Genomic DNA, 26,563 nt, shown 5'->3' with positions numbered 1-26,563 from the left:
TGGCCAAGCGGCTGGTGTCCCGCGTCAAAACCACGGCGTCACGTCCGACGATCAAACGTAACCCACCTTCCGGTTCTCTCGCATCGACGGTGCGAGCGAAATCTACGCTTGCCCGCATCTGCGTTAAGGGCCTGCGGCACAGCGCTTGTGGCCGAGATGTGACCTGCACCACCAAGCGTCGTAAACCTTACACCTATAGGTATATGTCGTCAATTGCCCCGGTCGCCGCGCATCGGGCGAAGCAGTTGGGGCTTGGCTTGCATGCCGTCGACCGGCGTTGGGCGGGTGTGAACGACTGAGCCAATCAGGCTAGAAGAGTGCGAGGACGGTCCATCCGGAAAGATCGGCGCAGGCTGAGCGAAAGAGGTTCGAAGCCGACGCCCCCGCAGCGCCCCCGCGAGAAACCCCGGTCCACGATCTTTTAGGCCGCTTTTTCGCACCCGCGTCTTCACCGGTGTCGGAGCCGGCAGGCCGGTCGCCGGACGATCAATTCCGGGATGCGACGCGGCGGTGTGATGTACCTTATGACCCGAGTACGCCCGCGACCTGCGCCGATCAACCACTGGGACAGACCATGGCCATGCCTACCGCCGCACCCCGCCTGTTGGTCGCCGCCGGCCTCGCCGCCATGAGCGCTGTCGGCCTCCTGGTCGGCGCGCAACCCGCCCGCGCCGACGACATCGGCTACCTGGTCAACGTGACGGTACGGCCGGGCTACAACTTCCCCAACGCCGACGCCGCCCTGGCCTACGGCCACAATGTGTGCGACCAAATCAACTCCGGCGTGAGCTACGGCCAACTGGTCAACACCATCAAAGCCGACTTCAACACCAGCGACGAGTTCCAGGCGTCCTATCTGATCAGCCAATCCGCCCAGGAACTGTGCCCGGCCGCCATCTGGCAGCTGCGCCAATCCGCCGCCGGCTACGTCCCATCCGCCTAGGTAAGGAATGACGTTGCACCACCGAACAATTCACACCGGCATCGCAGCGGGCGCCGCAGCCCTGCTGGCCATGGCCGTCGCACCGGCCGCGCACGCCGACAACACCCGTCTCAACAACGGCGTCGTCGCCAACGTCTACACCGTCCAACACCAGGCCGGCTGTTCCACCGACATCAAGAAGAACCCTGCGCTGACCCAGGCCGCCGAATGGCACGCCAACGATGTGCTCACCAACCGCGCCCTCGACGGCGACCTCGGCTCCGACGGCTCCACCCCCCAGAGTCGTGCCGCCGCAGCCGGTTTCAGTGGCACAGTCACCCAGACGGTGGCCATCAACCCCGCGCTGGCGATCAACAACCTCGACGTCATCAACCAGTGGTACTACGACCCGGCCGCCTTCGCGATCATGTCCAATTGCGCAAACACCGCGATCGGCGTCTGGTCGGTCAACAGCCTGGACCGCTCGGTCGTGGTGGCGGTGTACGGCCAGCCGGCCTGACGCGCTGTCAGGGCAGGATCCGCAGTCCCCACTGCGCGAGGAGGGGCTGCACCAGGGTGAAGTAAGTGGTGTAGTCATCCCCGTCGGGTGAAGACATCAAGACGCCGACCGCACTCACGGTGCCGTCAGGATTCTTGACGAAGCCCGGACTGCCGCTGTCCCCCTCGAGGCTGTAGACGCTCGCTTCGACGACGTCGCCCTCGACGCCTTTGACCTCGCCGCACGTCTCCCCCGTGACGGCGCCAACCTTGCAGAACGGCATACCGGCGTGAGGTTGGCTGGCGCCCAGCACATCCCGCACCGGGTACCGGCCGCCGACATCACCGTTGGTGCGCCGGCCTGTGGGGCAAGGCGGATGATGGCGGCGTCGCGCTTGTCGCCGTTCACCTCGCTGGCGCTGATAGTCCCGAGCAGGGTGTCGTCGCTGCCGTATGTCCAATCCGAGCCGTCGTGCGCATCGCAGTGCCCGCTGGTCAGCAAGTAGTAGCTGCCGTCATTGCCCTGCGCGGCGAAACCTGCAGTGCATCGGCCACTTTCGTCGTCGACCTCAATGCCGGGCGTCGGCGGCGGCGCTGCCACTGCAGGACTGGCCAAGCCGACCGCGGCGACCAGTACCGCACCCGCCAGGCGCGAAATCCGCCAGCCAACTCCCATTTCCGTCTCCCCTCGTAAATCGAGGCGATCGTACGACAGACCGTGGCAGACTTCGCCGAATGACGGGGAACGTCGCAGTGATCGGCGCAGGCCCGGCAGGGCTGGTGGTGTCACGGTGGCTGCTGTCGCAGGGCTTCGAGCCGTCGATCTTCGAGCAGGGTCCGACGCTGGGCGGTCAATGGACCGCACTGCCCGGGCGAAGCGGTGTGTGGCCAGGCATGCACACCAACACCAGCCGCATCTTGACCGCGTTCAGCGACCTGCCCCTCGACGGCGATCTCGTGTTCCCCTCGGGTGCCGACATTCTCGACTACCTACACCGCTACGCCCGCCTGTTCGGGCTGGACTCCCGCATCCGATTCGGCGTTCGTGTCGAGGCCGTCGCGCGCGCCGGGCAGCGCTGGGCGGTCAGTCACGGCGGTGGGGACGAACACTTCGACAAGGTCGTCGTCGCCACCGGCCGGTTTCATTCCGCGTTCGTTCCACCCGTCCCCGGGCTGGATACCTTCACCGGCTCAGCCGGCGCGATCTCCTCGTATGAATACCGCGGCCCGGCGGCGTATCGAGGCAAGCGTGTTCTGGTCGCGGGGTGCGCGGTGAGTGCCCTCGAGATCGCCGCCGACATGGCCGGGCACGGCGCGCAACACGTCGCGGTCACCCAACGGCGCCAGCGCTACGTGCTGCCGAAATTCGTAGCGGGCGTGCCGTCGGATCACCGAATGTTCACGCGATACGGGGCGCTGGCCGACGAGGCGCTGCCCGTCGCCGAGATCGACCGCCAGCTCAAGGAGATCGTCGTCGAATCCGCCGGCAGCCCCGAGCAGTACGGCGCCCCGCGGCCGGCGGATTCACTCTTTGCCGCCGGCGTGACGCTCAACCAGAACTATCTGCCGGCCGTCGCGGAAGGATCGATCAGCGTCCGGCCGTGGCTGCGGTCGATCGACGGACCCACAGTGACGTTCGGTGACGGGCACACCGACGAATTCGACGGCATCGTGTTCGGGACGGGTTTCACGCTGAGCCTGCCGTTCCTCGACGGCGACGTTCGCGCGACCCTGAACCTCGATGCCGGTGGCTTCGACGCCGACAAGTACACCTTCCACCCCGACCTGCCGGGGCTGGCCTTCATGGGCATGTGGGACCAGTCAGGTGGCTATTTGGTACCTCTGGAATTGCAGGCCCGATGGATCGCCTACAGCTGGGGCGGCGTCATCGAAGCCCATGACACTGACCAGCGGAACGCCGTCGCCGCGTGCCGCGCAGCCGGGCCACGCAAGACGCGAATGAACCTGGCCGCCATCAGTTTTGCCCGGGCTGCAGGTGTCGAGCCGCGACTGGAGAATTGGCCGGATCTGCAGCGGGCGCTACTCTTCGGACCACTTGCGCCGAGCTGCTTCCGGCTCGACGGTCCCGACGCGTTGCCCGACGCGGCCGACCGGTTCGCCAGGGAGGCGGCCGCATTCGGCGCCATCACCGACAACGAATTCACCGAGCGGGAGCGCAGCTACTGGTCGAGCGTCGAACGGTCCCGCGTCGATGACCACGGAGCGGCTTCCGGGAAGTAACGCTCACGCTGCTTTCTCGCAATCAAAGCGTCACGCGGGCTCGCGCAGAACCGCTGGCCAGGCCGAAATTAATGGCGTTCTGGCAAATATTCTTAGCGACGTATTACCGCTAAGAGCTTGCCACCTTAATTTTGGCCCATACGTTGAACCTCATGTTGATCGACGTTCGCTGGCTTCAGTTCCTGCTGAAGCGCCCCGCGCACAAGTAAGCCCGCCACCGGCGGCGACGGCGGACCCGCCTTTGGGTGCGGTCGGCCGCCCCGCCATCATCGGCGGACGACAATCTTGCCCACCATGCGGCCAGATTCGACCGCTTTATGGGCCTCTCGCAGACCCGCCGCGCTGAAATCGTCGATCGTCTTCGTGACGGTGCTGCGAATGATCCCCTCATCCACCAGCTGCGCCGTTGCGGCGAGCAACTCCTGCTGACCCGGCAGCGCAAACAGCGCTCTGGTGAACATGAACTCCCAATGCCAGGCGATGCTCTTGGTCTTGAGCGGCATCAGGTCCAGGTCCTTCGGGTCGTCGATCGCGACGACATGGCCGAACGGCTTCAGGATCTCGGCATAGTCCTCGACGTTGCCCGCCGAATGCGGCGAGAACACCCAGTCGATGCCGTCGGCCGCGGCGGCAAGCGCCTCACTGCGCAGGTTGTGGTGGTCGATGACCACGTCCGCGCCCAGGTCGCCGGCCCACTGGCGGGACTCCGCGCGGCTCGCCGTGCCGATCACCCGCACGCCGGTCAGCGCCTTGGCCAACTGGATCATCACAGAGCCGACACCGCCGGCGGCACCCATGATCAGCAAGTCGCCGCGTGACTCCCGGGTGAGTTCGAATCGGTCGAACAGCGATTCCCACGCGGTGATCGTCGTCAAGGGCAACGCCGCCGCGTCGGCGAATGACAGTGACCGCGGTTTGCGCGACACGATCCGTTCGTCGACCGCGTGCAGCTGGGCGTTGGTGCCAGGCCGGGAGATGTCGCCGGCGTACCAGACCTCGTCACCGACGGACAACGTGCTGACGTCCGGCCCGACGGCGGTGACGACACCGGCCGCGTCGAAGCCGAGGATCACCGGCGTGCTGCTGGGCTCGAGGGTCTGACGCCGTTTGATGTCGACCGGGTTGACCGACACCGCGGCCACCTCGACCAGCACGTCGCGGGGACGCAGTTCGGGTATGTCGATCTCGACGTCCTGCAATGCCTGCGGATCGTCGATCGGCAAGCCGGCGAACGAACCTATTGCCATCATCGTCGCCATCGCTGCTCTCCTCGTCTAGTCCGGCAACCCTTGTACGATGCACACACTTACCAGCAGACAGAAATAAGTGTCCGAACCGACGATTCAATTCCGCCGCCTCGCCGAGCAGGTTGCCGATCAACTGCGACGGCGAATTCTGTTGGGCGAGCTCGCCGACGGCAGCATCCTTCCCAAAGAGGACGAACTGCTGCGGGAGTTCCCGGTCAGCAAGCCGTCGTTGCGTGAAGCCATGCGGATCCTGGAGGCCGAGGGACTGCTGCGGGTGCGCCGGGGCAAGCTCGGTGGTGCGGTGGTGCGCCGGCCCAACGCCGCGAATGTCGCGTACACGATCGGCCTGGTTCTCGGATCGCAGGACGTGAGCCTGGCCGACGTCGGGGGCGCACTACGGCAGATGGAGCCGGCGTGTGCGGCTCTGTGCGCCGAGCGCGCCGACCGGGGCACGCCGTCGTTCCGGCGCTGCGGGAACTGCATGCCGAAGCCGTCGACGCCGCCGATGACTTCCAGCGCGCGATCTCGGCCAGCCGGCGCTTCCACGAGGCGCTGGTCGCGTTGTGCGGGAACCAGACCATGATCATGCTCGCCGGGGCCCTGGAGACGCTGTGGTCGGCACACGAACAGGGCTGGTCCACTCGGGTGAGCGATGAGGGCGCCATCCCCGTCGACGAGCGGTTGGCAGTCCTCGAGGAACACCGGCGGGTGATCGACGCCATCGAGGCCGGCGATGCGCACCTGGCCCATGACCTGGCCGCCGCGCATCTGATCACCGCACAGCACTACCCGGGCTCCGCGGGATCCGTCGACCCCGCGATGGTCCGGCACTGGGATCATTGACGCGCCGCCTTATTTTCATATGATTTGGTGATGGCTGTCGACGCTGCCGCCACGACCAGTGCCGAAGCGGCGCGATACCGGGCGGCCGGCTGGTGGACGGACACGACGCTGTCCGACTGCGTCCGTCGCAACGCCGCCGCGGCGCCGGACAAAGCGGCCTACATCGACTTCAGCCTCGACCCACCCGAACGGGCACTGACCTGGCCGGAGTTCGACAATGCCGCCACCAACCTGGCTGTGCAGCTCCATCGGCGGGGTGTGGCGCCCGGTGACCGGGTGGCGATCTGGCACCGCGACAGCATTGCCATTCACGTCCTGCTGGTGGCGATCGAACGTTGCGGCGCGGTGAGTGTCGGCCTCGGCGCACGGGCCGGCGTGCGGGAGGCCGCACAGATCATGCGGACCGCCCAACCCTCGCTCCTGATAAGCGACGAGGGTCGCTCCCCGCAGGCCGCACAGGCAGGTGCCGAGGCTGCGGTGCCGGCCGTGGTGATCGGCGCCGGCGACCTCGCCATCGAGCCCTCCCCGGGTTCGATGTCCGGACTCTCACCGGTGGGGCCTGACGACCCTTTCCTGATCAACTCCACTTCGGGTACCACCGGACTACCGAAATGCGTTGTCCACAACCAGAATCGGTGGCATTACTTTCACCAGAAGGCCGTCGCCAACGGTGAACTGACGACCGACGACATCGTCCTGCCGGTGATCCCCACCCCGTTCGGCTTCGGGATCTGGACCTCCCACACGACGCCGATCTACCTCGGGGCGACGACCGTACGCATCGAGCGGTTCGACGCCGCCGCAACCTGCGCCGCCATCGAGCGTCATCGTGTGACCGTGTTGTGCTGCGTGAGTACGCAATTGATGATGATCCTGGCCAACCACGCCTCGCGCGAGCGCGACCTTTCCAGCCTGCGGGTGGTGTTCACCGGCGGGGAGCCGCTGCCATACACGCAGGCCGCGCAGTTCGAGGAGCTGACCGGGGTCACGATCCTGCAGTTCTACGGGTCCAACGAAACCGGCATGCTCAGTGCCACCACCGTCAACGACTCGCTGCACCACCGGTTGCGGACCGCCGGGCGCATCGTCCCCGAAATGCAGGTCCGGCTGTTCGACGGCGATGACGACGTCACGAAATCCGGTCGCGGACAGCCAGTCTGCCGCGGGCCGGCGCTCAGCCTGGGCTATCTGGGCGGCACCGACCACGACAAGCTGTACACCAAGGACGGCTGGATGCGGATGGGCGACATCTGCGACCTGGACGAGGACGGCTACCTGGTGCTGGCGGGCCGAACCTCGGACTTCATCCTGCGCGGCGGTAAGAACATCAGCGCGGTCGCCGTCGAGGAGGTCGTGGCCAGCCACCCCGCCATCGCGGTAGCCGCGGCCGTGGCCATGCCCGATCCCCTGTTCGGCGAGCGGGTGTGTGTGTTCGCCGAACTCAAGAATCCCGGCGACACCCTCGAGCTGCCCGCGCTGGTCGAGCACCTGCTGCAGCAGGGGGTCTCCAAGGAATTGCTGCCCGAACGACTCGAGGTGCTCGACGAGCTGCCACGATCCTCCGGCGGAAAGATCGCCAAAGGCCAACTCCGGGAAACCATCCACTCGATACTGGAGCGATCATGAGCACATCGGAAGTGCGCCGGGGCGGCCTGGGAGTCTGGGCCCCGTCGAAGACGCCGCCCATCGGCGTCGACCTCACCGACGAGCAGAAGATGGCGATCGCGTTCCGCCACCTCGCCGAGATCGGTTTCGCCGAGAACATGGCCGGCCACATCACCTGGCAGCCCGATGGCCAGACCGGGCCGGATGGTCGCTCGGACAAGCCTCGCTCCGAGATGTACGTCAACCCGTGGGGGCTGTGGTGGCAGGAATTGACCGCATCCGACATCTGCGTCGTCGACGAGAACGCACACGTGGTCCGCGGCCGCTGGGACGTCACGCCGGCCATCCACATCCACACCGAAATCCACCGGCAGCGACCCGATTCCAGGGTGGTGATCCACAACCATCCCTACTACGTCAGCCTCATCGCGGCGCTGGGAATGCTGCCCCAGCTCGTCCACCAGACCGGGGCGTTGTTCCTCGATGACATGTATCTGGTCGAGAAGTACGACGGCGAGATCGACACTCCCTGGCGCGCAGCCGAACTGGCCGGTCAGATCGGTTCCGCCAACCTGGTGATCCTGGCCAACCACGGCGTGATCGCCACCGGACACGACCTGGCCGCGGCGGTGTACCGGGCGGTCTCCATCGAGCGGGTGTGCCGGCTGGCCTACGACGTGCTGGTCAGCGGGCGCACCCCGTCGAAGATGAACCACGGCGACCTGGTCGGCATGCGGGCCTCGCTGATCGAACGCGCCGCCGACGTGTACTGGGCCGGCGCGGCGCGCATGACCATCAAGGCCGACCGCGGCGTGCTGGACTGAAAGGGAACTCCCATGGCTTCCATCGACGAATTGCAGTCGAACCTCAACTTCACCACCGCCAAGACCGGCGCCGACCGCACCGTCACGTTCCTGCCCGAACCCGAACGCGCCGAACGGTTTTACACCGTCATCTCCGTCGACGACCACATCGTCGAGCCGCCGGACACGTTCGAGGGCCGGGTGCCGAGCAAGTTCGCCGACCGGGCCCCGCGGGTGGTCGACACCGAGGACGGCGGTCAGACCTGGATGTATGACGGGCAGTCGCTGCCCAACGTCGGGTTCAACGCGGTCGTCGGCCGGCCGGTGTCGGAGTACGGCTTCGAACCGGCCCGGTTCGACGAAATGCGCCGCGGTGCTTGGGATATCCATGCCCGGGTCAAGGACATGGATATCAACGGCGTGTACGCGTCACTGAACTTCCCATCGTTCCTGCCCGGGTTCGCCGGCCAGCGGCTGCAGCAGGTGACCACCGACCGCGACCTGGCCATGGCGTCGGTGCGGGCCTGGAACGACTGGCACATCGAGGCGTGGGCTGGGGCCTACCCCGACCGGATCATTCCCTGCCAGCTGCCCTGGCTGCTCGATCCGGGAGTGGGTGCCAGGATGATCCACGAGAACGCCGAGCGCGGATTCCATGCGGTGACCTTCAGCGAGAACCCGGCGCTGCTGGGGCTGCCGACCATCCACTCCGGTTACTGGGAGCCGATGATGGCGGCGTGCGCGGAGACCGGGACGGTGGTCAACCTGCACATCGGTTCGTCGGGCACATCTCCGTCCACCACCGACGACGCTCCGCCGGACGTGCCGGGTGTGCTGTTTTTCGCCTATGCCATCAGCGCGGCCGTCGACTGGCTGTACTCGGGGGTGTGCACCCGCTACCCGGAGCTGCGAATCTGCTTGTCGGAAGGCGGAATCGGCTGGGTAGCAGGACTGCTGGACCGTCTGGATCACATGCTGAGCTACCACGAGATGTACGGAACGTGGAAGGCACTCGGTGAGAGGCTGACCCCGGCGGAGGTGTTCACCCGCAACTTCCGCTTCTGCGCGGTCGAAGACCAGTCGTCGTTCGTCCAGTACGACCGGATCGGCGCGGACAACATCCTGCTCGAGGCGGACTACCCGCACTGCGACTCGACATGGCCGCACACCCAGCGCACGATCCGCGAGCAGATCAGTGGACTTCCCGACGACATCATCCGCAAGGTGACGTGGGAGAACGCGTCGCGGCTCTACCAGCATCCGGTACCGGCGGCTGTGCAGCAGGACCCGAACGCTTTCTGATCAGCGGCGGTCCAACCACTCCCCGATGGCGGCGACCGCGTCGCGGTAGAAGATGCGGTAGGGCCGGTCGGCGACGTAGCCGATGTGCGGGGTGGCGATCACGTTGTCGAGGGTGCGCAGCGGATGCGCCTGGGGCAGCGGCTCGGTGTCGAAGACGTCCAGCGCGGCCTTGATGGTGGTGGATCGCAGCGCCCGGACCAGCGCCGCCTCGTCGACGATGGGACCGCGAGAGGTATTGACCAGCAATGCCGTTGGCTTCAACTGCGCCAACTCGGCCGCACCGACCAGGCCGGTGGAACGCTCGCTGAGCTTCATATGGATCGTCAACACGTCGGATCGGCTGAACAGTTCATCCTTGTCGACGTAGGTCGCGCCGGCCTCGGCGGCCGCCTCCGCGGTCAAATTTTGGCTCCAGGCGATCACCTGCATGCCGAATGCCTCACCGATCCGCGCAACCCGGGCGCCGATGCGGCCCAGCCCGAGAACGCCGAGCACCCGCCCGGACAGCTCGCGGCCCACCGACGTCTGCCATCCGCCGTCGCGCACCGAGCACGCCTCGGCAACCAGATCTCGGGCGCCGGCCAGGATCAGGGCCCACGTCAGTTCCACCGTCGACGCCACCGTGCCGCCGGTCGTCCCGACGTGAATGCCGTGGTCCTCGGCCGCCGCCATGTCAATGGAGGCGTTGAACGGCCCGGTGGACGCAATCATCTTCAGCTTCGGCAGTCGCTCGATGATGCTGCGGGGCAACGGTGTTCGCTCCCGCATCACGAACACGACGTCGAATGGGGCCAGTCGCGCGACGAGTTCGTCGGGGTCGGACAGGTGGTCGTCGAAGACGGTGATGTCGGCGCGGTCGGAAACCGCGGACCAGTCGGCCATCTCCAACGCCACATTCTGGTAGTCGTCAAGGACGGCCACCCGCACGCGGCCAGTATCGCTGGTCATGCCCGCAGGCTAATCGATCGGCGCTAGAGTCAACGATCAGTGACCCTGTTCAGCCACTCGGTCTCTACTGCCTGCACCGACGCCACCGCCCGCTTCACCGTGGTGAGGCGGGTGGCGGTTGCTGAGCGGCGCACAGCGTCGGTTAGCGCGCCCAGGATGAGGGAATAGTCAAAACACGAGAGGAGTTGAGCGGTCCATGACTGAGAATGCGGAACTGAGCCCCACCGATTGGGTGCGCGAGCAGACCGAGCAGATTCTGAAACAAGGCACCACCGACGGCGTCCACATCATGGACCGCCCGGTGGTTCTGTACACCACCACCGGAGCCAAATCCGGCAAGAAGCGCTACGTGCCGCTGATGCGCGTCGAGGAAAATGGCAAGTACGCGATGGTCGCCTCCAAGGGCGGTGACCCGGCGCATCCGTCGTGGTACTTCAACGTCAAGGCGAATCCCACGGTCACGGCTCAGGATGGGGACACGACCGTCACTCTGACCGCTCGCGAGGTATCCGGTGAGGAGCGCGAGCACTGGTGGAAGCTGGCCGTCGAGGCCTACCCGCCGTACGCGGAGTACCAGACCAAGACCGACCGATTGATCCCGGTCTTCGTGCTCGAGTAGCACGCGCGACCCGCGCCGGGACAGTGCTCGGTCAGGGTGCGGGGCTGACGACGACGCTGACCGTCGTTGCGCCGGGACCTGAGGCTATTACGAGCTGTGCGGCGTTGGCGGCCGAAACTACGTGGCCGCCGGTGACGGTCACCACGTAGCCGTTGGGGAACTCGACCTTCGGGACGGAAATCGTGGTCAGCGCGCCGTCGGCGAACGTCCCGGAGCCATCGATCTTCGCGGTGGAATACGCGAACGTGAAGGTGCCGTCGGTGAATGACCAGTTCTTCGGCGTGCCAGAGATCAGCTGCGGGTAGGGCGACGCCAACGTGCGCAGGTTGCCGATGTTCACGTTGTCGCCCGTCGGCTCCTTCGTCGGGTCGTAGACCAGACCCTCGACATCGGGCGACCCGGTGATGTCACCCGCGCCGGTGTACGCCCACGCGGCCCAACTCATGAAGTACCGGTCACCGGATCGCATCTCCTTGGTGAGCGCATCGATGTCGCCGGTGGCGCCGAACTCGTTCATCATCGCCGGAACATTCTGCTGCTTCGAGTAATCCGCCGCTTGCGCCGCTAGCGTGTCGGCGATCTTGGTGCACAGCTCGCCACCAATCGGACCGCAGTAATTATGGAAGGCCACAACGTAATTCGGGTCATTGATCCGCCCCAGCAGGGCTATCGGGATACCGAGCAGGGTGGGGATTTCGGTGACCGCGGGGTTGGGCGGTTCCAGGTACAGCGGCGTGGTCCCGTCGACCGAGCGGATGGCGGCAGCGACCTGGTTGTACATCGGCGTGAGCTGTTGCGCAACGAAGAAGGAACCGCCGAACAAGGCGACCGGGTAGTTCGAGCCCGGGAACGGCTCGTTCATGATGTCGTAGCCGATGACCGCGGAATTGCCGGTGAAGTAGCTCGCGACGTGTTGCCACGTCATCGCGTAATTGTCCAGCAGCCCAATGCCGTTCGGTGCTGTGGAATTGGCCCAGAACGCGTCCCAGGCGTGCGCCATGGCGCCGTTGACGTAGTAATTGCCCGGGAACCCCGAGTTCTGGTTGGGCCGTCCGCCGCCGTCGGACGCCCATTCGGGGGCGCCCTCACCGTAGAACGTTCCGCTGTAGAGGTCCTGGTGCATGTCGATGACGGTATAGATGCCGTGGTCCGCCAGCATCTGCACCGTCGCCTGGATCGAGTCGAGGTAAGCGGTATTGATTTCACCCGGGTGCGGCTCCACGGCCGCCCAGATCACGCCCAGACGCACCACATTGAACCCGTTGTCCCGGAGGAACTGCGCGTCCGCTTCGTCGAAGCCACTCGCGGACGGCTCATAGGGCGCGAGCTTGTACACCTCGTTGACGCCGTGCAGGATCACCGCCTGCCCGTCACTGGTAGTGAGCCACGTGCCGGTCTGCGACACCGGCGGTAGCGATCCGCCGGGGGTTTGCGCCGCGGCCGTCGCCCCGGAATTGCCCACGGCGCCATGGCTTCCGAGCCAGCCGGCGGTGCCCCCCGCGCCGCCGAGTGCCGGCAGTTGCGTCGAGTTGCCGCCGACACCGCTCCTGCCGGCGTTGCCACCGTCACCACCGCTGCCGAGGAACGCCGCGCCGTTACCGCCGCGACCGCCGCGGCCGCCGTCGGTGCCGTCGGCACCGGCGCCGCCATGGCCGCCGATGCCGAAGATCAGGCCGGTTGCGTCGCCACCCGCACCGCCGACTCCCCCGGCCGCGCCGACGATGGCCGCACCGGCGTTGCCGCCTGCTCCGCCGATACCCATGAGCTGCCCACCGGCCCCGCCCGGACCGCCATCGGCGCCGGCACCCCCGATCCCGCCTGCTCCACCGTTGCCCAAGGCCCCGGCTCGACCGCCCGCGCCACCGTCGACGCCGTCCTGGGTGCTCGTCCACCCGGCGCCGCCGTCGCCGAGCAACCACCCACCGGCGCCGCCGTTGTGGTTGGCTTCGGTGCCGTCAGGGCCGTTGCCGATCACATAGGAGCCGGCCGCCGAGTTGATGAAGTTGTCGACCTGTCGGCCGATTTCGCTTGCGATCCAAGCTTGTACGACGATATGAAGCGGGGTATAGACCAGCTGGTTGAACACGACGGTCAAGTTCGGAGGCACAGCGATCTGTGCTGCGGAAGACGAGATCGGCGTCGTCGTGGTGGCTGCCGGTGCCGAGACGCCGGGTCTGGCGGTGGACGCGGTTGCCGACCTGCTTCCGGCATACGAGGTTCCCAACGCGCCCACCGCCGATAGCGCTACCTCGGTCACGTTGACCGGCCCACTGGGAGCAGCGGCCGCACGGGCGGTCGTTGGGGCGGACAGCTGCGACGTCACCTTCTGCGTCGTCGTGGACCGTTTGGGCGCCGGATCGGCGGTTGCTTTGGTTGCTCGGGGTGCGCTCGGGCCGGCCGCGTGGCCGCGCGCCGAGGAGGCAGCGGGATGCTGGCCGGCGGAGTCGTCGGAATCCGCCCACGCCACCGCATTCGCCGAGGCCAACGCCGCGCCGATACCCAATGCGATCGCAAGACCACCTACCCGACCGATGTGAGCGGACGCGTTCATGCATCTGTGTATACGGGACCAGGACCAACGGTGGAGTCAATTTGCCGGACATCGGTGCGCACACGGCGCGTTGCCACTGAGGCGCATGGCGGGGCACGATGACTCATGCTCGGGCACCTGGGAATCAACGTCGCTGACTTGGCGGCGGCCAAGGCCTACTACGACACGCTGATGCCGCTCGTGGGCTTCGAGCCGTTCCTCGATGACGACGACCAGTTCGCGTTCCGCCCCGCGGGCGGCAAGCGAGGGACGTACCTATTCTTCTATCCCGCAGGCGATCCGAGCCCATACTCACGCACACGCGCCGGACTGCAGCACTTGGCGTTCATGGTCAAATCACGCTCAGCCGTTCACGACGTCCACCGCCTGGTGCAACAACTGGGCGGCGAGGTATTGCACGAACCACAAGATTTCCCCCAGTATCCGCCGCCCCACTTCGCGACGTTCTGGCTCGACCCGTTCGGCGTGATGCTGGAGGCCGTTTGCCACTACGACCGCGAGTGATCGGCGGGGTAGCCGCAAGCAGGCTTCTCAACTCTCCCGGGGCGGAGGCGTGATCGCTTCCGCGCTCTGACGGTGCTGTTCGGCGGGGTTCCCGTCGTCGGCGGGGTAGGCATGGATCATGGCAGTGATCAGTTTGGGCACGGCGTGAATGAGGTCGTGCTCGGCATCGTGGGCGATCCGATGGGCCTCGGCCAGGCTCAGTGCGGGATCGATGTCGAGTTCGGCGTCGGCGTGGAGGCGGTGTCCGATCCAGCGCATGCGCACGCTGCGTACTGACCGAACCCCGGGCCGAGTGCCCAGGGTGGCTTCGGCGGTGTCGATCATTTCGGGGTCGACGCCGTCGAGGAGGCGACGGAACACGTCACGCACAGCAGTGCGCAGCACGGCCAGGATGGCCACGGTGATGATCAACCCGATGATGGGGTCGGCCAGCGGGAAGCCCAGTGCCACACCGGCTGCGGCGAACAGGACGGCCAGCGAGGTGAATCCGTCAGTACGGGCGTGCAATCCGTCTGCGACCAGGGCTGCCGATCCGATACGCCGGCCGGCCCGTATCCGGTAGAGGGCCACCCATTCGTTGCCGATGAAGCCGACCAGGCCGGCCAGGGCGACCCAACCGACGTGTGTGATGGGCTGTGGGTGGATGAGCCGCGTGATGGCTTCGTAGCCGGCGACGACGGCCGACATGGTGATCATGGCAACCACAAACAGCCCGGCCAGATCCTCGGCGCGCCCGAAGCCGTAGGTGTAACGCCTGGTGGCCGCTTTGGTGCTGAGCGCGAAGGCAATCCACAGCGGTACAGCGGTCAGTGCATCGGAGAAGTTGTGGATGGTGTCGGCGGCCAGGGCGACCGATCCGGAGACGACGACGATGACGATCTGCGCGATCGCGGTGATGCTCAGGACCAGCAGACTGATCTTGACGGCGCGGATCCCCGCTGCGCTGGACTCCAGTGCATTGTCGAGGCTGTCGGCCGCATCGTGGGAATGCGGGGCGAAGATCCCGGTGATCACACCGCGCAGGCCCTCGTGATGGTCGTGACGGTGGGAATCCGGGTGGCTCGAGCGGTCGTGATCGGTCATCGCTGATTGGCCTTTCGCTGCCGGACGTCGGTGGCGATGCCTCGGACGGTCGGCTCTCCTCGATGGTGGGAGGGCACCCCCGGTCCGGCGTGCTCCGCATTGCAAACGGCATCGACGACGAGTTGGCGTACGTGTTCATTCTCCAGGCTGTAGAAGATCGTGGTGCCCGCTCTGCGGGTGCGGACCAGTCGGGCCATTCGTAGCTTGGCCAGGTGCTGGGACACCGAGGGCGCGGGCTTGCCGACCCGGTCGGCGAGCTCGTTGACCGAGAGCTCATCCGAAGTAAGTGCCCACAGGACTTGAATGCGGGTCGCGTCGGCCAGCATTCGGAATACCTCGACAATGAGGTTCGCCTGGTCCTCCTCCAACGGCGCCGGAGAAACGTTATCTGCATTCATACGTAAATAATAGTCCATGCAGCAAGGTGCTGCCTGTGACATTCCTGTGCCCTCTTCGCCGAGCGGGTGCAGACGTGGTTCCATGAAAGGTGTGCAGGTCGGACTCCACATGCCGACCAATGGGCAGTGCTGAGTCATCGGTTACCCCGGTAGTCGAAGACTCCGCGAATCACGTTGTGGCGCAAGCGCAGGGCTGGGAGCGCAGTCGAATGATGGCTTGGCGGCGTGGAGGGTGCCGCAGGACATCAGTGATCATTGCCGCGCTGGCGGTCGCGGCCTGCAGCCTGACGTCGGCTCCGCACCATCCCCCCGCCCGCACACCCACACAGCAGCCCGCGGCCGAAATACCTCTGCCGGGGGATAATTCACGCTTCGACTACGCCAGCCTGGATCCCATTCATCGGCTGTTGTTCATCGCTCATCTGGGAGCCGGTGAAGTCATCGAAGTCGACGTCGACCACCAGCAGGTGGTCCGCACCATCCCCAACATCAGCCGGGTGCATGGTGTGCTCACGGTGCCATCGCTGAACCGGGTTTACGCCACCGCGACCGGGGACAATCACGTCGTTGCGATCGACGAGGCCACCGGTCAGATCGCCGCATCAGCGGCAACCGGCGAATACCCCGACGGACTTGCCTACGATCCACGGCGCAACACCATCTGGACCACGAACGAAACCGGAGGCACGGAGACGGTTTTCGATGCCGCCGACCTACACCAGCGCGGGACGGTCGAAGCGGGTGGCCAGGTCGGCAACGTGGGCTACGACTCCGACAGTGACCGCATGCTGGTGGCCGTGCAGGGCACCAACGATCTGGCCATCATCGACCCCGCCGCACTGACAATCACCGATCGAGTGGCCTTGCCTGGCTGCGCGCACCCCCACGGCCTGGCGATCGATACCGGTGACCGACTGGCATTCATCGCCTGCGATGAGAACGCCACTCTGGTCACCGTCGACCTGAACACGCACGCGGTGACCGCAACCAACCCGGTCGGCCAGGACCCCGACGTGCTGGCCTACGACCCGGGCGCCCACCGGCTTTACGTGGCGGCCGAAAGCGGCACGGTGAGCACCTTGGACTTGCACGGCCGCGACCTGACCGTCACCAATTCGGCGTTCCTCGCCGACGGTGCCCACGTCGTGGCCGTCGACCCCGATACCCACCGCAGCTATTACCCCGTCCCGGCCGGTCGCGACGGACACCCCGCGCTGCTCGTCTTCCCACCCGGCTAGACGATGGGCCGCCTTGAAGGGACTGGAGCCAGATGCAATTGCTTGTCGCTATGACCTGATGACGGTTGATGCGCCGGCTTCCATATTGGTGCGCACCCGCCACACCGACGTGCCCACCATGTAGGTGTGGATCACCGGTTCGAGCTCGATACGCAGAAACGCGATGCGACTCTCTCCGCGCACATGAAGACTGCGGTAACTATCCAAAATACGTCTCCCCAGCCAGAACTCAGAGAAGATGCGGGTTCCTTCCTGGTCCGTCCAGTCGATCACCCGGGCGTGTCCGGTGAGTTGCATGGTGGCGGGAGGAACGAACCACAACAGCCGCCGAGGCGTGGGTACGACGAGCGAGACTCGTGGATTCGCAACGATGTTGCGGGCCTTCTGCAGATGACGGCGGGTCATCAGATACATGGTGGTGCCTGAATTGGAGACGCCGTAGGTTATGCCGGCGGACGCCGGCCGGCCGGCCGCGTCGCTGGTGGCGAGTACCGCGAAATGTTGTCGTCGGATCTCGCGCATCACTGCTGCGTAGGTCAGGTGTGCCCCCGTCATTAGTCAAACGCCCTATCTCTCTGCGGGCGTCAGCGGGGTGTGCCGCCACGCAACACAGCCAGGCGCTGTTGGTATTCGGCTTCTTCGATGTCGCCGCGCGCGAACCGGGCAGCAAGAAGCTGCTCTGGTGACTCGGGGTATGGCGGTGGCTGAAGAACGGTAGGAGTCTGCGCACCACCCGTGCTGAAGCGCACCAGTGCGATGATGGCGACGATGATCAGGATCCAAAACAGAACCATCCCGATTGCCATGCCCGCGTACCCCCATCCGCTCATGTCGTGGTCGGACCAGAACATCATGGGACCTGCTCCTTTCCTCTCGTTGTCTTCCACGTTTGTGGGCTGAGCGGTCTCAGCCGGTGTAGTCGAGGGTGGTCATCATGCCGGCCTCCATGTGATAGCCGTTGTGGCAGTGCAACATCCAGATTCCAGGATTGTCCGCGACGAGCTTGACAGCCACCGTTTGCATCGGTTTGACGATGAGGGTGTCTTTGCGCGGGCCCGCGCTGCCGTCGGGTTTGACGACCTGGAAGGTGTGTCCATGCAGGTGCATCGGATGCCACATCATGGTTGCGTTGGTGAAGGTCAAGGTGGCGTGCTGACCCTGATGGATGGTCAGCGGGACCGTGTGGTCGTAGGGTTGGCCGTTGATCAGCCAGTTGTAGTGCATCATCGTGCCCGACAGGCGGGCCTGAAGGTCGACATCGCTACGGGTCGGGAGCTGGACTTGCGGTGTGGCAGTGAAGGTGTCGACGGTGCCGACGCGACCGGCGAGTTCCCGCGGCCGGAACGCGGAGTCCGGCGGGCTGCCGGCTCCCGTAGTGAGCAGGGCGCGCGCGACGGCATCCTTCCCTTCCGCGGAGGCCACGAGCGGGAACACACCGTCGGCGGCCGTCACAATCACGTCGTAGCGCTCCCCCATGCCCAGCAGGATGGCATCGACGTCGGTGGGCACCACCGGGAAGCCGTCAGTATGGGTGACCGTCATGCGGTGCCCGGCCAGGGCGACCCGGAACGCAGTGTCAGCGGCGGCGTTGATGATGCGAATTCGGATGCGCTGTCCCGGCTTTGCACTGAACGCCGTCGCCGCGGCAGGGATGCGCCCGTTGATGATGTAGTACGGGTAGCTCACGTCGCCACCGTCGCCGCCGAGCAGATCGCTGGGCCCTGCCCCGCCCACGCCCGGCGTTGCGGGCATCTGGCCCATACCTGGCATCCCGGGCATCTGGCCCATGCCGGGCATCCCGGGCATGGAGCCACCGCGCCCGCTCATCGAGCGTAGGCCCCTGTAGATCTCGTCGGGGCTGGTTCCCACGCCGGAGGTCCAGTCGTCGAGGATCACGACCCACTCGGCGTCGTAACGGCCGGGGTCGGTGGGGTCATCGATGATGACCGGCACGTACAGGCCGTAGTCGGTGTCCATGCCGGCGTGCGGGTGGGCCCAGTAGGTTCCCGGATACGGAGAGCTGAACCGGTAGGTGAAGCTGGAACCGGGCGCGATGTCGGGGCTGGCCGGCGCGGCACCGTCCATATCGTTGCGCAAGACGATGCCGTGCCAGTGCACTGATGTCGGGTGGTCGAGTCCGTTGTCGACCGTGACCGCTATCTCGTCACCGACATTGGCCCGGATCAGCGGCCCGGGAAGCACTTTGTTGTAGGTCAGGGTGCGCGCCTTGGTCCCGCCGAGGTCGATGTCGGCCGTCCCCGGCGCCAAGCGCGCAGTGACCGTCTTGCCGCTATGCGGGCGGCCCGCCTCGGCCTCGGCGATCGCGTCGGCCGCGGTGGTGCCACTCGGCGCACCGGGACGGGTGGAACGACTACACGCCACCAACGCGGCGCCACCGAGGACGCCGGCCGCGAGAAAGCCGCGCCGTGTCATGGGTGCGGCGGCAAATGGCTTGCGAGGCATCACCAATCCCGTCTTCCGAAGTCTCACCTCTTAGACTGCGCTGGGCCCACAGGGGTTTGGTGTTGGTTCTGTGAAGTTTCCCTCAAGTTCCGACCGCGCCTCAGCGACATCGGTGGACGACGTCCCCAGAGGCGCCGAATGCCCCTCCGCGGCATCGAGTGCTCACCCGTCATGCCGGACCACGGGGGTGCGCGCCGGCCTCGTGGATTCCTACAGGCTGCTCAGGATCTGGTTCATGGTGTCGATTTCCTTCTGCTGGCTGGTCGCGATCGACTTGGCCAGCGCAACGGCGTCGGCGTATTGGCCGTTCTTGATCTCGTTCTGCGCCATCGTGATTGCGCCCTGATGGTGCTTGATCATCTGAGTGAGGTACAACTTGCTGGCCTCGACGCCCTGGGCTGTTTGCAGTGCCTGCATATCAGCCGGCGACATCATCCCGTCCATACCGGGCATGTCATCCATACCCGGCATGCCCGGCATCATCGAACCGCTGGGCATGGGCATGGTCGCGGTGCTCGTGGGTGATGCCGTAGCGGTGTCGGAGCCGTGCATGTTGCCATGATCGGACGGCGCGTTGCCCGGCATACCGTTCATGCCGGGCATGCCGTTCATCCCGGGCATGCCCCATTGGTTCAACCAACCCTGCATCTGGTCGATCTCCGGACCCTGCGCGGCCTTGATCTGCTTGGCCAGGTCGATGACACGGGGGTCGATGCCCTGCTTGGCGAAGATCATGTCGCTCATCTGAATAGCCTGCTGATGATGAGGAATCATCATCCGGGCGAACATCATGTCGGCCTGGTTGTGCGCGGCTGCCGGCGCCGCCGGAGAACTCTGGGCGGACGACGGCGCCGTCGATGATGCCTGGTTGTTGGCTGAGTTGCTACACGCGCCGATGGTGGCCACCGCGGCCAGCGCAGCCACTCCGGTCACCACGATCTTTGTCCTACTCACAGCGCATCCCTTTCATCGGTCCGGCATCTCGATCCGCCTTCGAGCGTCCCGGGATTGGATAGGGGTGACCTAGTGGTTCTGTGAAGATTCGATGAAGAAGTTCGGTTCGCTAGCCTTCGGCGAGCAGTTGCACGCTTCGATCGAGACGGCGCCGGGCATATCTCGTGGAGAACGCACAGGGCCCTAGGAGCACAAGGGTTGTCGGTAGGAGATCGTGAAACGCATCCTCGGTGATCACCACGGGAACCGGAGCCGACTCGTGGTGACGGCCGTTCTCGTCCTGGTAGGCGCGGCGGTCGTCGCCGTCGCCATCTCCACAGGCGCACTGCCGCCGTGGAGATCGAGCGACACCCGCCCTACAGCTGAGCAGTCAGCACAGGATCGCTGCCAGGCAGAGGTACTCAAGCGATTGGTGTCCGCATCCACGGCCCGTCTTTCCGACGTCCGCACCGAAGCGACCAGCCTTGACGCCGACGGGCGAGACCAATTCTCCCTGACGCTGGAAGAGTCCCTCAAGGGTGTCGACAGATCACGTATCACCGTCTTGAACGTCTCGGGTGTGGTGAATGCGCCCACCGAAGTCGGCTCCACACTCCAAGACCACTTCGACTGCCGGGCCTACTTCGTCGATGGCTCGCTGGTGCACACGCTGGTGCTCTTCGAGCACGACCACTGAGCGCCGGCCCTTGCCGTTGTCGCGATCTCAGTCGTCGTGATGATGCTGGTGACCGTCGGCCTCGGGCCCCGGTGTGGGAGCCGATCGAGGCGGGTCGGTACTGGGTTGATCACTGTGAGTATTCAGCTTCATGTCCGTCACCGGTCGCCCCGGCTCGCCCGGCACCGCTGCAGGCGAGGGTTGGGTCGGTCCGCCACCGGGCGGAACCGTGGGGTCCGCATGGTGCGGATGCCCTTCCATGTGCGTGGTGTGAGCCGGCTCCTGTCCGGCCTCGGCTTCGGCACCATGGTGATGGTGGTGGCCTTGGAGGGTCGACGCCAGGCCGACCGTGACTGCGCCGGCCATAACGGTGTTGGCGCCCAACAACACCAGAGCCCGCCCCCACCCCGAAACTTCGTCGGTGCGATAACGTCGAGACAACGCCCACCCGGCACCCATGACGACGTAGCACTGAAGCAAGAGCACACAGATGCCGGCCGCCTCCACGGCCTCCGGCTCACCGGCGTTGGGGCCAATAGGCGCACCTGCGGTTCGTGACATCACCCACAACGCGGCCGAACCGGCATTGCCGAGGACGCCGGCGATGAGTAGCAACGCCGTCGGTCGTGACCACACGAGGAATCCCCAGAGCAGCTGGAACACCGCGATCGATGCGAAGAACAGCCCGGACGGCATCCAGTCTTGCCAGTGCATCGGCGTTACAGCGAAGTGGATGACCGCTGCCCCGATCGACGCCACCGCGCCGCACCGAGCTGCTAGCTGGCTATGGGTCTTGGCTGTCTTCTGGGATGCCACGCATTGACACTGACATTGAACGCCGACCCCGGCGAGCAGCAATCCATAACGTTCGGGTGCCAGATCGGCCACATAGCGATCGATGCCGATTCGATCAACGCCTATCGAGGCTCACTGCCGGGGGCAGCGGCGCCAGTAGTCGAGGGCGCTCGCTATTCAGCTGCCCGTCAAACTCGACTGATCCACCAGGCCAAGGCCCGAATTGTAGTGACTCGGTCCTATTTGATCGGTGACCTTGTTCCCTGGTAGGTCGTGGACGTGGAGTGCAGGGTCAGGCACTGACGGCATCGACTCACGGGTGACGTCGAAAGCGATTGGAGGCCTGCGTGATCGACCACGACATCGACGAAGCACACACAGCTCCTGCGGATTCCGTGACAGGGACAAAGTCCACACCACTGCCCGAGTTCGGAGCAGGTCATGACAGCTGAAGCACCTCAACTGCGAACACTCGAGGCCAGCCGTCCCTTTCCGGCCCGTACCGGCCCCAAGGGCAATCTGATCTACAAGCTCGTTACGACCACCGATCACAAGCTGATCGGCATCATGTATTGCGTCGCCTGTTTCAGCTTCTTTTTCATCGGTGGCTTGATGGCGTTGTTCATTCGCGCCGAATTGGCCGTGCCGGGCCTGCAGTTCCTGTCGAATGAGCAGTACAACCAGTTGTTCACCATGCACGGCACCGCGATGCTGCTGTTCTATGCGACGCCGATCGTGTTCGGCTTCGCCAACCTGGTGCTGCCGCTGCAGATCGGTGCCCCCGACGTCGCCTTCCCGCGGCTGAACGCGCTGTCGTTCTGGCTGTTCGTCTTCGGGGCTCTGATTGCTCTTGGTGGGTTTATCACGCCGGGCGGTGCGGCTGACTTCGGCTGGACTGTCTACGTCCCGCTGTCGGATGCCATGCACAGCCCGGGCGCCGGTGCCGACCTGTGGATCCTGGGCGTCGCCGTCGGTGGTCTGGGCACCATTCTCGGTGCCGTCAACATGATCACCACGGTGGTCTGCATGCGCGCCCCCGGCATGACGATGTTCCGGATGCCGATCTTCACCTGGAACATCTTCGTCACGTCGATCCTGGTGCTCATCATCTTCCCGCTGCTGACGGCGGCGCTGTTCGGCCTGGCTGCCGATCGGCGCCTCGGTGCGCACATCTATGACCCCGCCAACGGTGGGATCACGCTGTTCCAGCATCTGTTCTGGTTCTTTGGGCACCCCGAGGTCTACGTGCTGGCGCTGCCGTTCTTCGGGATCGTCTCGGAGATTCTGCCGGTGTTCTCCCGCAAGCCGATCTTCGGTTACACCACCCTGGTCTACGCCACGATCAGCATCGCAGCGCTGTCGGTGGCGGTGTGGGCCCACCACATGTACGTCACCGGAGCCGTTCTGCTGCCGTTCTTCTCGTTCATGACGTTCCTGATCGCAGTGCCCACCGGCATCAAGTTCTTCAACTGGCTCGGCACGATGTGGCGGGGTCGGCTGACGTTCGAGACGCCGATGCTGTTCTCGATGGGCTTCCTGGTGACGTTCCTGTTGGGTGGTCTGTCCGGTGTGCTGCTGGCCAGCCCGCCGCTCGACTTCCACGTCAGCGACACGTATTTCGTCGTCGCCCATTTCCACTACGTGCTGTTCGGCGTGATCGTGTTCGCGACCTTCGCCGGGATCTACTTCTGGTTCCCGAAGATGACCGGACGACTGCTCGACGAGCGCCTGGGCAAGCTGCACTTCTGGTTGACCTTCATCGGTTTCCACATCACGTTCTTGGTGCAGCACTGGCTGGGCAACGCGGGTATGCCGCGTCGCTACGCCGACTATCTGCCGACCGACGGGTTCACCACGCTGAACGTGATCTCCACCGTCGGCGCGTTCATCCTCGGCATCTCGATGCTGCCGTTCGTATGGAACGTGTTTCGCAGTTGGCGCTATGGCGAGGTCGTCACCGTCGACGATCCGTGGGGCCACGGCAACTCGCTGGAGTGGGCCACCTCGTGCCCGCCGCCGCGGCACAACTTCACCGAGCTGCCCCGGATCCGTTCGGAGCGCCCGGCGTTCGAGCTGCACTACCCACACATGATCGAGCGGATACGCACAGAGTCTCACGTAGGCCGCGCTCACGGTCCCGCCGGCGCCGACGTGACGCGGCTCGACGAGAACGTCCGCACCTAACGAGTTTCACGCGGCCGCGGACTAACAGTCGGCCGGTAACCCGCAGCGCTACTCCGCTACGCGGAAATAAGGTTCGACCGTGCCACTGAGCTTGACGACCATCGGATTGCCGCGGCGATCCTTCGCGGTGGGGACTTCAACACGCACCCAACCCTCGGCCACGTCGTATTCGTGAACGTTGGTTTTCTCGACGCCGTTGAAGCGGATACCCACGTCGCGACGGAGCACTTCTTCGTCGTAGAAGGGGCTGCGCGGATCGATGGAGAGGTGATTCGGTGGAACGTCTGTGATCTCGTCCTCGGACATGTTGGCTTTCGTTGGATGCTGCGCTGGTTCTCGGTTTTGATTCCCTAAGAACCTACGCGACCCTGCAGTAGCGGGTTGCGCGTAGGGCTTGGCGACTTGGCCCATGCAGGCCATATCTGGCTCTTGCGGTCCGACTGCTGCGCTGCGATCGCCGCCGATACTGCGATCATGCATATCACCGTCGATTACAACCTGTGTGAAGGCCACGGGCAGTGCCTGATGGCCGCACCCGAGCTGTTCGACCTGCCTGACGGCGCCGAGCAGATCGTCGTGCTCAACGCCGATCCGCCCGAGTCCGAGCGGGAGCGGGCGCTACGAGCGGCCGCGATGTGTCCCGCACTGGCGATCCACGTCAACTGAGCCCGTCGGCATCAGCCAGGTCGTCGAGCAGACCGAAGCGGCCGGCCATCGCCGCGGCCGCAATCCGGCTCGTGACACCGAGCTTGTGCAGCAGCGCTGCAACCATGCGTTTGGCCGTACGCTCTGACACGAGCATCCGCGCCGCGATGTCGACGGTCTCCATCCCGGTCGCCAACAGCGTCCACAACCGAAGGTCTTGCGCGCTGAGGCTGTCCAGCAGCACCGGCGACGGCTTGCGGGTGTTGCTCAGCAAGGCGCCGAGCAGGGCTCTGTCCAGTACGCAAACGCCTTCGGCGATCGTCCACAGCGGGCCTGCCAGTGCCTCGGGCCGTGCGGTCTTGGGCAGGAACCCATCGGCACCGGCACGCAGCGCCTCCTCGGCCAGCCCCAGATCCTCGGTGCCGGACAGCGCGAGTATCCGGGTCTTGGGGTGGCGAGTCTTGATGTGGCGGATTGCGGCAACCCCGCCCAGCGGCGGCATGGACAGATCGATGATCGCGACATCGGCATCGCAGCTCGCCACCAGATCGGCGGCCTCCTCCACATATGTGGTCTGGCCCCCGACGGCGAACAACTCACCCCATTCGCGGGTCAGCAGCAACGCCAGGCCCTGCGAGAAGAGCTCGTGGTCATCGACGATCACGACGACGATCTTCTTTCCGCCGGCGTTGGCGCTCATTGCCGCGATGCTAGTGGGAACCCTATGGTCAGCGGGGTGAGACCGCTCGATCGCGTCACCGGTATGGCAGAACGGGACGACTACAGCCTGGCCCGCATCGTGGTGGCGGTGCGGACGGTGGTCGTGCTGTCCATCGGCGTCGTACTGCTGATCGCCCCGGCCTGGGTGCGCCAGCATGCTCCGGTCACGTTTGCCGTCCTCACGGCGGCGATGGCGTACGCCGCCGTGATGCTGGCCAATCCGCAATGGGAGGTGCGGCGCACCCGCCATTCGTGGCTGGTCACCGTATTCGACGCGGTGTTCACACTCGCGATCATCAGTTTGACCGGCGGCGTGTACAGCCCGGTCGTGTCGGTTCTCGTGCTCGTCATCGTCGCCTCGGCCGCCCGCCTGTCATTCACCGAAACGCTGGTGGTGGCTGTGCTTTTGGGTGCCGCACTCGTTCCCATCGCGATGCTCCTATCCCCGCGAACACCGGTCAGCATCTCCCCTGCGCTACAGGCGAGCTGGTCGGCGGTGTTTCTGGTATTCGTGGCGATCATCACCGCGGGACTCTCGGCGCTCGCCGAACGCGAACACCGATCTCGCATACGTGCGTTGGTGGAAGCCGAAGCCGAGCATGCGGCCGCCGAGGAGGAACGCGACCTCAGGACCCGACTGCTGAGGTCGTACGAATCGCAGCAGGACGGACTACAAGTGCTGGTCCACGAATTCCGTACCCCGATCGCCTCCTTGGAGGCTCTCACCGAGGCGCTGACTTCGGAGCGCCCGATGTCGGAGTCCGACCGGGAGGTCAGCCTGCAGCTGGCGGACCGTCATGTGCACCATCTCAGCGACATGCTCGACGCCTTGTCGGACGTGGCATTGAGTCGGCGGCCTACATTTTCCGACGGCCGTGTGCGCCGCGTCGACGTTGCCGACCTGATCACCGCCACCGCCGACGCGGCGGGTGTGGCACCACCGCGGATGCGACTCACAGTGAGCGGAGACGTCGGGGCCGTACTCGTGAATGCGCAGGGACTGCGCCGGGTACTGACGAATCTGATCGAGAACGCCTCCCGGCACGGCAGGGGCGAACCGGTCGATGTCACCTGCGGCCGTCAAGGCCACGAACTCGTCGTCGCGGTGCTGGATCGAGGCCCTGGCATCCCAGCCGAGAGCCTTGGCGAACTGACCGCGAAGTACGTCAGCGCAGGCGGCCAACGAGGAACTGCCGGTCTCGGTCTGTGGATCGTGCAGCAGATCGTCGAGGCGATGGGCGGACGGGTCGATTTCTCCGCACGCGACGGCGGTGGCTTGGTGGCAACCTTCCGCGTGCCGGTCGGGTGACCGCGGCGTCCTGATACTGGCCCGCACAGGCCAGTA

The 26,563-nt window shown here is 65.6% G+C and carries 25 protein-coding genes and 2 pseudogenes; 14 read left to right on the top strand and 13 right to left on the bottom strand.

The genetic code is table 11. The annotated features are described in order from the left end of the window. Window positions 1-574 precede the first annotated feature (574 nt). Together AB431_RS09475 and AB431_RS09470 are read left to right on the top strand one after the other, a co-directional pair. Entirely contained in the window at window positions 575-943 is a 369-nt protein-coding gene (locus tag AB431_RS09475) for a DUF732 domain-containing protein (protein ID WP_369803005.1), read from the top strand. 7 nt (window positions 944-950) lie between these two features. Next, window positions 951-1,442 carry a CAP domain-containing protein gene (locus AB431_RS09470; protein WP_047329701.1) on the top strand — a complete coding sequence of 164 codons (492 nt, stop codon included), beginning with the start codon at window positions 951-953 and terminating at the stop codon, window positions 1,440-1,442. 7 nt (window positions 1,443-1,449) lie between these two features. Here AB431_RS09470 and AB431_RS09465 read toward each other — a convergent pair. Beyond that, window positions 1,450-2,096 (bottom strand): annotated as a pseudogene (locus AB431_RS09465) (S1 family peptidase). Window positions 2,097-2,155: 59 nt separating this feature from the next. On the opposite strand from AB431_RS09465, the gene AB431_RS09460 reads away from it, so the two are divergent. Beyond that, window positions 2,156-3,661 (top strand): NAD(P)/FAD-dependent oxidoreductase, encoded by a 1,506-nt coding sequence (locus AB431_RS09460; protein ID WP_047329700.1) that lies wholly within the window; start codon window positions 2,156-2,158, stop codon window positions 3,659-3,661. A gap of 266 nt (window positions 3,662-3,927) precedes the next feature. On the opposite strand, the gene AB431_RS09455 is transcribed toward AB431_RS09460, so the two are convergent. Further along, on the bottom strand, window positions 3,928-4,920 hold the full coding sequence (locus tag AB431_RS09455; RefSeq protein WP_047329699.1) for a zinc-binding alcohol dehydrogenase family protein: 993 nt from the start codon (window positions 4,918-4,920) through the stop codon (window positions 3,928-3,930). 67 nt (window positions 4,921-4,987) lie between these two features. Here AB431_RS09455 and AB431_RS09450 point away from each other — a divergent pair. From AB431_RS09450 to AB431_RS09435, 4 genes and pseudogenes are all read left to right on the top strand, one after another. Continuing rightward, window positions 4,988-5,751, top strand: a pseudogene (locus AB431_RS09450) (FadR/GntR family transcriptional regulator). Window positions 5,752-5,781: 30 nt separating this feature from the next. Beyond that, window positions 5,782-7,377 (top strand): class I adenylate-forming enzyme family protein, encoded by a 1,596-nt coding sequence (locus AB431_RS09445; RefSeq protein WP_047329698.1) that lies wholly within the window; start codon window positions 5,782-5,784, stop codon window positions 7,375-7,377. Continuing rightward, window positions 7,374-8,180: a class II aldolase/adducin family protein gene (locus AB431_RS09440; protein ID WP_047329697.1), complete on the top strand. Its 807-nt coding sequence runs from the start codon at window positions 7,374-7,376 to the stop codon at window positions 8,178-8,180. Before AB431_RS09445 ends, AB431_RS09440 begins: the two co-directional genes overlap by 4 nt. Window positions 8,181-8,192: 12 nt before the next feature. After that, window positions 8,193-9,461, top strand: coding sequence for an amidohydrolase family protein (locus AB431_RS09435; RefSeq protein ID WP_047329696.1), 1,269 nt, complete (start codon window positions 8,193-8,195; stop codon window positions 9,459-9,461). On the opposite strand, the gene AB431_RS09430 is transcribed toward AB431_RS09435, so the two are convergent. Further along, the gene (locus AB431_RS09430) at window positions 9,462-10,409 is read right to left on the bottom strand and encodes a D-2-hydroxyacid dehydrogenase family protein (RefSeq protein WP_047329695.1); all 948 of its coding nucleotides are present in this window, start codon (window positions 10,407-10,409) and stop codon (window positions 9,462-9,464) included. A gap of 196 nt (window positions 10,410-10,605) precedes the next feature. On the opposite strand from AB431_RS09430, the gene AB431_RS09425 reads away from it, so the two are divergent. Continuing rightward, window positions 10,606-11,028 (top strand): nitroreductase family deazaflavin-dependent oxidoreductase, encoded by a 423-nt coding sequence (locus AB431_RS09425; protein ID WP_047329694.1) that lies wholly within the window; start codon window positions 10,606-10,608, stop codon window positions 11,026-11,028. Between the two features lie 31 nt (window positions 11,029-11,059). Here AB431_RS09425 and AB431_RS09420 read toward each other — a convergent pair whose 3' ends face one another. Continuing rightward, window positions 11,060-13,579, bottom strand: coding sequence for a cellulase family glycosylhydrolase (locus AB431_RS09420; protein WP_082135613.1), 2,520 nt, complete (start codon window positions 13,577-13,579; stop codon window positions 11,060-11,062). A 105-nt stretch (window positions 13,580-13,684) separates the two neighbouring features. Between AB431_RS09420 and AB431_RS09415 the strand changes: the two genes are divergently transcribed. After that, window positions 13,685-14,083, top strand: coding sequence for a VOC family protein (locus AB431_RS09415; protein WP_047329693.1), 399 nt, complete (start codon window positions 13,685-13,687; stop codon window positions 14,081-14,083). A 27-nt stretch (window positions 14,084-14,110) separates the two neighbouring features. Here AB431_RS09415 and AB431_RS09410 read toward each other — a convergent pair whose 3' ends face one another. Continuing rightward, window positions 14,111-15,166 carry a cation diffusion facilitator family transporter gene (locus AB431_RS09410; RefSeq protein WP_047329692.1) on the bottom strand — a complete coding sequence of 352 codons (1,056 nt, stop codon included), beginning with the start codon at window positions 15,164-15,166 and terminating at the stop codon, window positions 14,111-14,113. After that, entirely contained in the window at window positions 15,163-15,564 is a 402-nt protein-coding gene (locus AB431_RS09405; RefSeq protein ID WP_047329691.1) for a metalloregulator ArsR/SmtB family transcription factor, read from the bottom strand. The genes AB431_RS09410 and AB431_RS09405 overlap by 4 nt, the downstream gene beginning before the upstream one ends. Before the next feature lie 248 nt (window positions 15,565-15,812). Between AB431_RS09405 and AB431_RS09400 the strand changes: the two genes are divergently transcribed. Further along, complete coding sequence (locus AB431_RS09400; RefSeq protein WP_369803004.1) at window positions 15,813-16,802, top strand: YncE family protein; 990 nt, start codon at window positions 15,813-15,815, stop codon at window positions 16,800-16,802. 48 nt (window positions 16,803-16,850) lie between these two features. On the opposite strand, the gene AB431_RS09395 is transcribed toward AB431_RS09400, so the two are convergent. From AB431_RS09395 to AB431_RS09380, 4 genes are all read right to left on the bottom strand, one after another. Further along, window positions 16,851-17,324, bottom strand: coding sequence for a pyridoxamine 5'-phosphate oxidase family protein (locus AB431_RS09395; protein ID WP_235435867.1), 474 nt, complete (start codon window positions 17,322-17,324; stop codon window positions 16,851-16,853). Window positions 17,325-17,386: 62 nt separating this feature from the next. Then, window positions 17,387-17,656 carry an SHOCT domain-containing protein gene (locus tag AB431_RS09390; RefSeq protein WP_047329689.1) on the bottom strand — a complete coding sequence of 90 codons (270 nt, stop codon included), beginning with the start codon at window positions 17,654-17,656 and terminating at the stop codon, window positions 17,387-17,389. Window positions 17,657-17,708: 52 nt separating this feature from the next. After that, window positions 17,709-19,265 carry a multicopper oxidase family protein gene (locus AB431_RS09385; RefSeq protein ID WP_047329688.1) on the bottom strand — a complete coding sequence of 519 codons (1,557 nt, stop codon included), beginning with the start codon at window positions 19,263-19,265 and terminating at the stop codon, window positions 17,709-17,711. A 210-nt stretch (window positions 19,266-19,475) separates the two neighbouring features. Continuing rightward, a complete protein-coding gene (locus AB431_RS09380) occupies window positions 19,476-20,219 on the bottom strand; it encodes a DUF305 domain-containing protein (protein WP_047329687.1) in 744 nt (247 codons plus the stop codon). Between the two features lie 214 nt (window positions 20,220-20,433). Between AB431_RS09380 and AB431_RS09375 the strand changes: the two genes are divergently transcribed. Continuing rightward, entirely contained in the window at window positions 20,434-20,895 is a 462-nt protein-coding gene (locus AB431_RS09375; protein ID WP_235435866.1) for a hypothetical protein, read from the top strand. Window positions 20,896-20,922: 27 nt separating this feature from the next. Here AB431_RS09375 and AB431_RS29500 read toward each other — a convergent pair whose 3' ends face one another. Beyond that, window positions 20,923-21,690: a hypothetical protein gene (locus AB431_RS29500; protein ID WP_144418227.1), complete on the bottom strand. Its 768-nt coding sequence runs from the start codon at window positions 21,688-21,690 to the stop codon at window positions 20,923-20,925. Between the two features lie 420 nt (window positions 21,691-22,110). Here AB431_RS29500 and ctaD point away from each other — a divergent pair, with 420 nt between their 5' ends. Continuing rightward, entirely contained in the window at window positions 22,111-23,853 is a 1,743-nt protein-coding gene (gene ctaD / locus AB431_RS09365; protein WP_047329686.1) for a cytochrome c oxidase subunit I, read from the top strand. A 48-nt stretch (window positions 23,854-23,901) separates the two neighbouring features. On the opposite strand, the gene AB431_RS09360 is transcribed toward ctaD, so the two are convergent. Further along, window positions 23,902-24,159, bottom strand: a complete 258-nt coding sequence (locus AB431_RS09360; RefSeq protein WP_047329685.1) for a DUF3297 family protein — start codon at window positions 24,157-24,159, stop codon at window positions 23,902-23,904. A 168-nt stretch (window positions 24,160-24,327) separates the two neighbouring features. On the opposite strand from AB431_RS09360, the gene AB431_RS09355 reads away from it, so the two are divergent. Further along, the gene (locus AB431_RS09355; RefSeq protein ID WP_047329684.1) at window positions 24,328-24,519 is read left to right on the top strand and encodes a ferredoxin; all 192 of its coding nucleotides are present in this window, start codon (window positions 24,328-24,330) and stop codon (window positions 24,517-24,519) included. Here the strand turns inward: AB431_RS09355 and AB431_RS09350 are convergent. Beyond that, window positions 24,512-25,198 (bottom strand): response regulator transcription factor, encoded by a 687-nt coding sequence (locus AB431_RS09350; protein WP_200902709.1) that lies wholly within the window; start codon window positions 25,196-25,198, stop codon window positions 24,512-24,514. The genes AB431_RS09355 and AB431_RS09350 overlap by 8 nt on opposite strands. Before the next feature lie 36 nt (window positions 25,199-25,234). On the opposite strand from AB431_RS09350, the gene AB431_RS09345 reads away from it, so the two are divergent. Continuing rightward, window positions 25,235-26,527, top strand: a complete 1,293-nt coding sequence (locus AB431_RS09345) for a sensor histidine kinase KdpD (protein WP_235435865.1) — start codon at window positions 25,235-25,237, stop codon at window positions 26,525-26,527. Window positions 26,528-26,563: the final 36 nt, after the last annotated feature.

Source organism: Mycobacterium sp. EPa45, from assembly GCF_001021385.1.
In the GTDB taxonomy this organism is placed as follows: domain Bacteria; phylum Actinomycetota; class Actinomycetes; order Mycobacteriales; family Mycobacteriaceae; genus Mycobacterium.
Note: the sequence above shows the minus strand (reverse complement) of the source record. Positions and strands in the feature narration are given on the sequence as shown.

What these genes read in the sequence shown, in the direction of transcription:
- AB431_RS09475 (WP_369803005.1), top strand. Translation starts at nt 575, where the DNA reads ATGGCCATGCCTACCGCCGCACCCCGCCTGTTGGTCGCCGCCGGCCTC.
- AB431_RS09470 (WP_047329701.1), top strand. Translation starts at nt 951, where the DNA reads ATGACGTTGCACCACCGAACAATTCACACCGGCATCGCAGCGGGCGCC.
- AB431_RS09460 (WP_047329700.1), top strand. Translation starts at nt 2,156, where the DNA reads ATGACGGGGAACGTCGCAGTGATCGGCGCAGGCCCGGCAGGGCTGGTG.
- AB431_RS09455 (WP_047329699.1), bottom strand. Translation starts at nt 4,920, where the DNA reads ATGGCGACGATGATGGCAATAGGTTCGTTCGCCGGCTTGCCGATCGAC.
- AB431_RS09445 (WP_047329698.1), top strand. Translation starts at nt 5,782, where the DNA reads ATGGCTGTCGACGCTGCCGCCACGACCAGTGCCGAAGCGGCGCGATAC.
- AB431_RS09440 (WP_047329697.1), top strand. Translation starts at nt 7,374, where the DNA reads ATGAGCACATCGGAAGTGCGCCGGGGCGGCCTGGGAGTCTGGGCCCCG.
- AB431_RS09435 (WP_047329696.1), top strand. Translation starts at nt 8,193, where the DNA reads ATGGCTTCCATCGACGAATTGCAGTCGAACCTCAACTTCACCACCGCC.
- AB431_RS09430 (WP_047329695.1), bottom strand. Translation starts at nt 10,409, where the DNA reads ATGACCAGCGATACTGGCCGCGTGCGGGTGGCCGTCCTTGACGACTAC.
- AB431_RS09425 (WP_047329694.1), top strand. Translation starts at nt 10,606, where the DNA reads ATGACTGAGAATGCGGAACTGAGCCCCACCGATTGGGTGCGCGAGCAG.
- AB431_RS09420 (WP_082135613.1), bottom strand. Translation starts at nt 13,579, where the DNA reads ATGAACGCGTCCGCTCACATCGGTCGGGTAGGTGGTCTTGCGATCGCA.
- AB431_RS09415 (WP_047329693.1), top strand. Translation starts at nt 13,685, where the DNA reads ATGCTCGGGCACCTGGGAATCAACGTCGCTGACTTGGCGGCGGCCAAG.
- AB431_RS09410 (WP_047329692.1), bottom strand. Translation starts at nt 15,166, where the DNA reads ATGACCGATCACGACCGCTCGAGCCACCCGGATTCCCACCGTCACGAC.
- AB431_RS09405 (WP_047329691.1), bottom strand. Translation starts at nt 15,564, where the DNA reads ATGAATGCAGATAACGTTTCTCCGGCGCCGTTGGAGGAGGACCAGGCG.
- AB431_RS09395 (WP_235435867.1), bottom strand. Translation starts at nt 17,324, where the DNA reads ATGCGCGAGATCCGACGACAACATTTCGCGGTACTCGCCACCAGCGAC.
- AB431_RS09390 (WP_047329689.1), bottom strand. Translation starts at nt 17,656, where the DNA reads ATGATGTTCTGGTCCGACCACGACATGAGCGGATGGGGGTACGCGGGC.
- AB431_RS09385 (WP_047329688.1), bottom strand. Translation starts at nt 19,265, where the DNA reads ATGCCTCGCAAGCCATTTGCCGCCGCACCCATGACACGGCGCGGCTTT.
- ctaD (WP_047329686.1), top strand. Translation starts at nt 22,111, where the DNA reads ATGACAGCTGAAGCACCTCAACTGCGAACACTCGAGGCCAGCCGTCCC.
- AB431_RS09360 (WP_047329685.1), bottom strand. Translation starts at nt 24,159, where the DNA reads ATGTCCGAGGACGAGATCACAGACGTTCCACCGAATCACCTCTCCATC.
- AB431_RS09355 (WP_047329684.1), top strand. Translation starts at nt 24,328, where the DNA reads ATGCATATCACCGTCGATTACAACCTGTGTGAAGGCCACGGGCAGTGC.
- AB431_RS09350 (WP_200902709.1), bottom strand. Translation starts at nt 25,198, where the DNA reads ATGAGCGCCAACGCCGGCGGAAAGAAGATCGTCGTCGTGATCGTCGAT.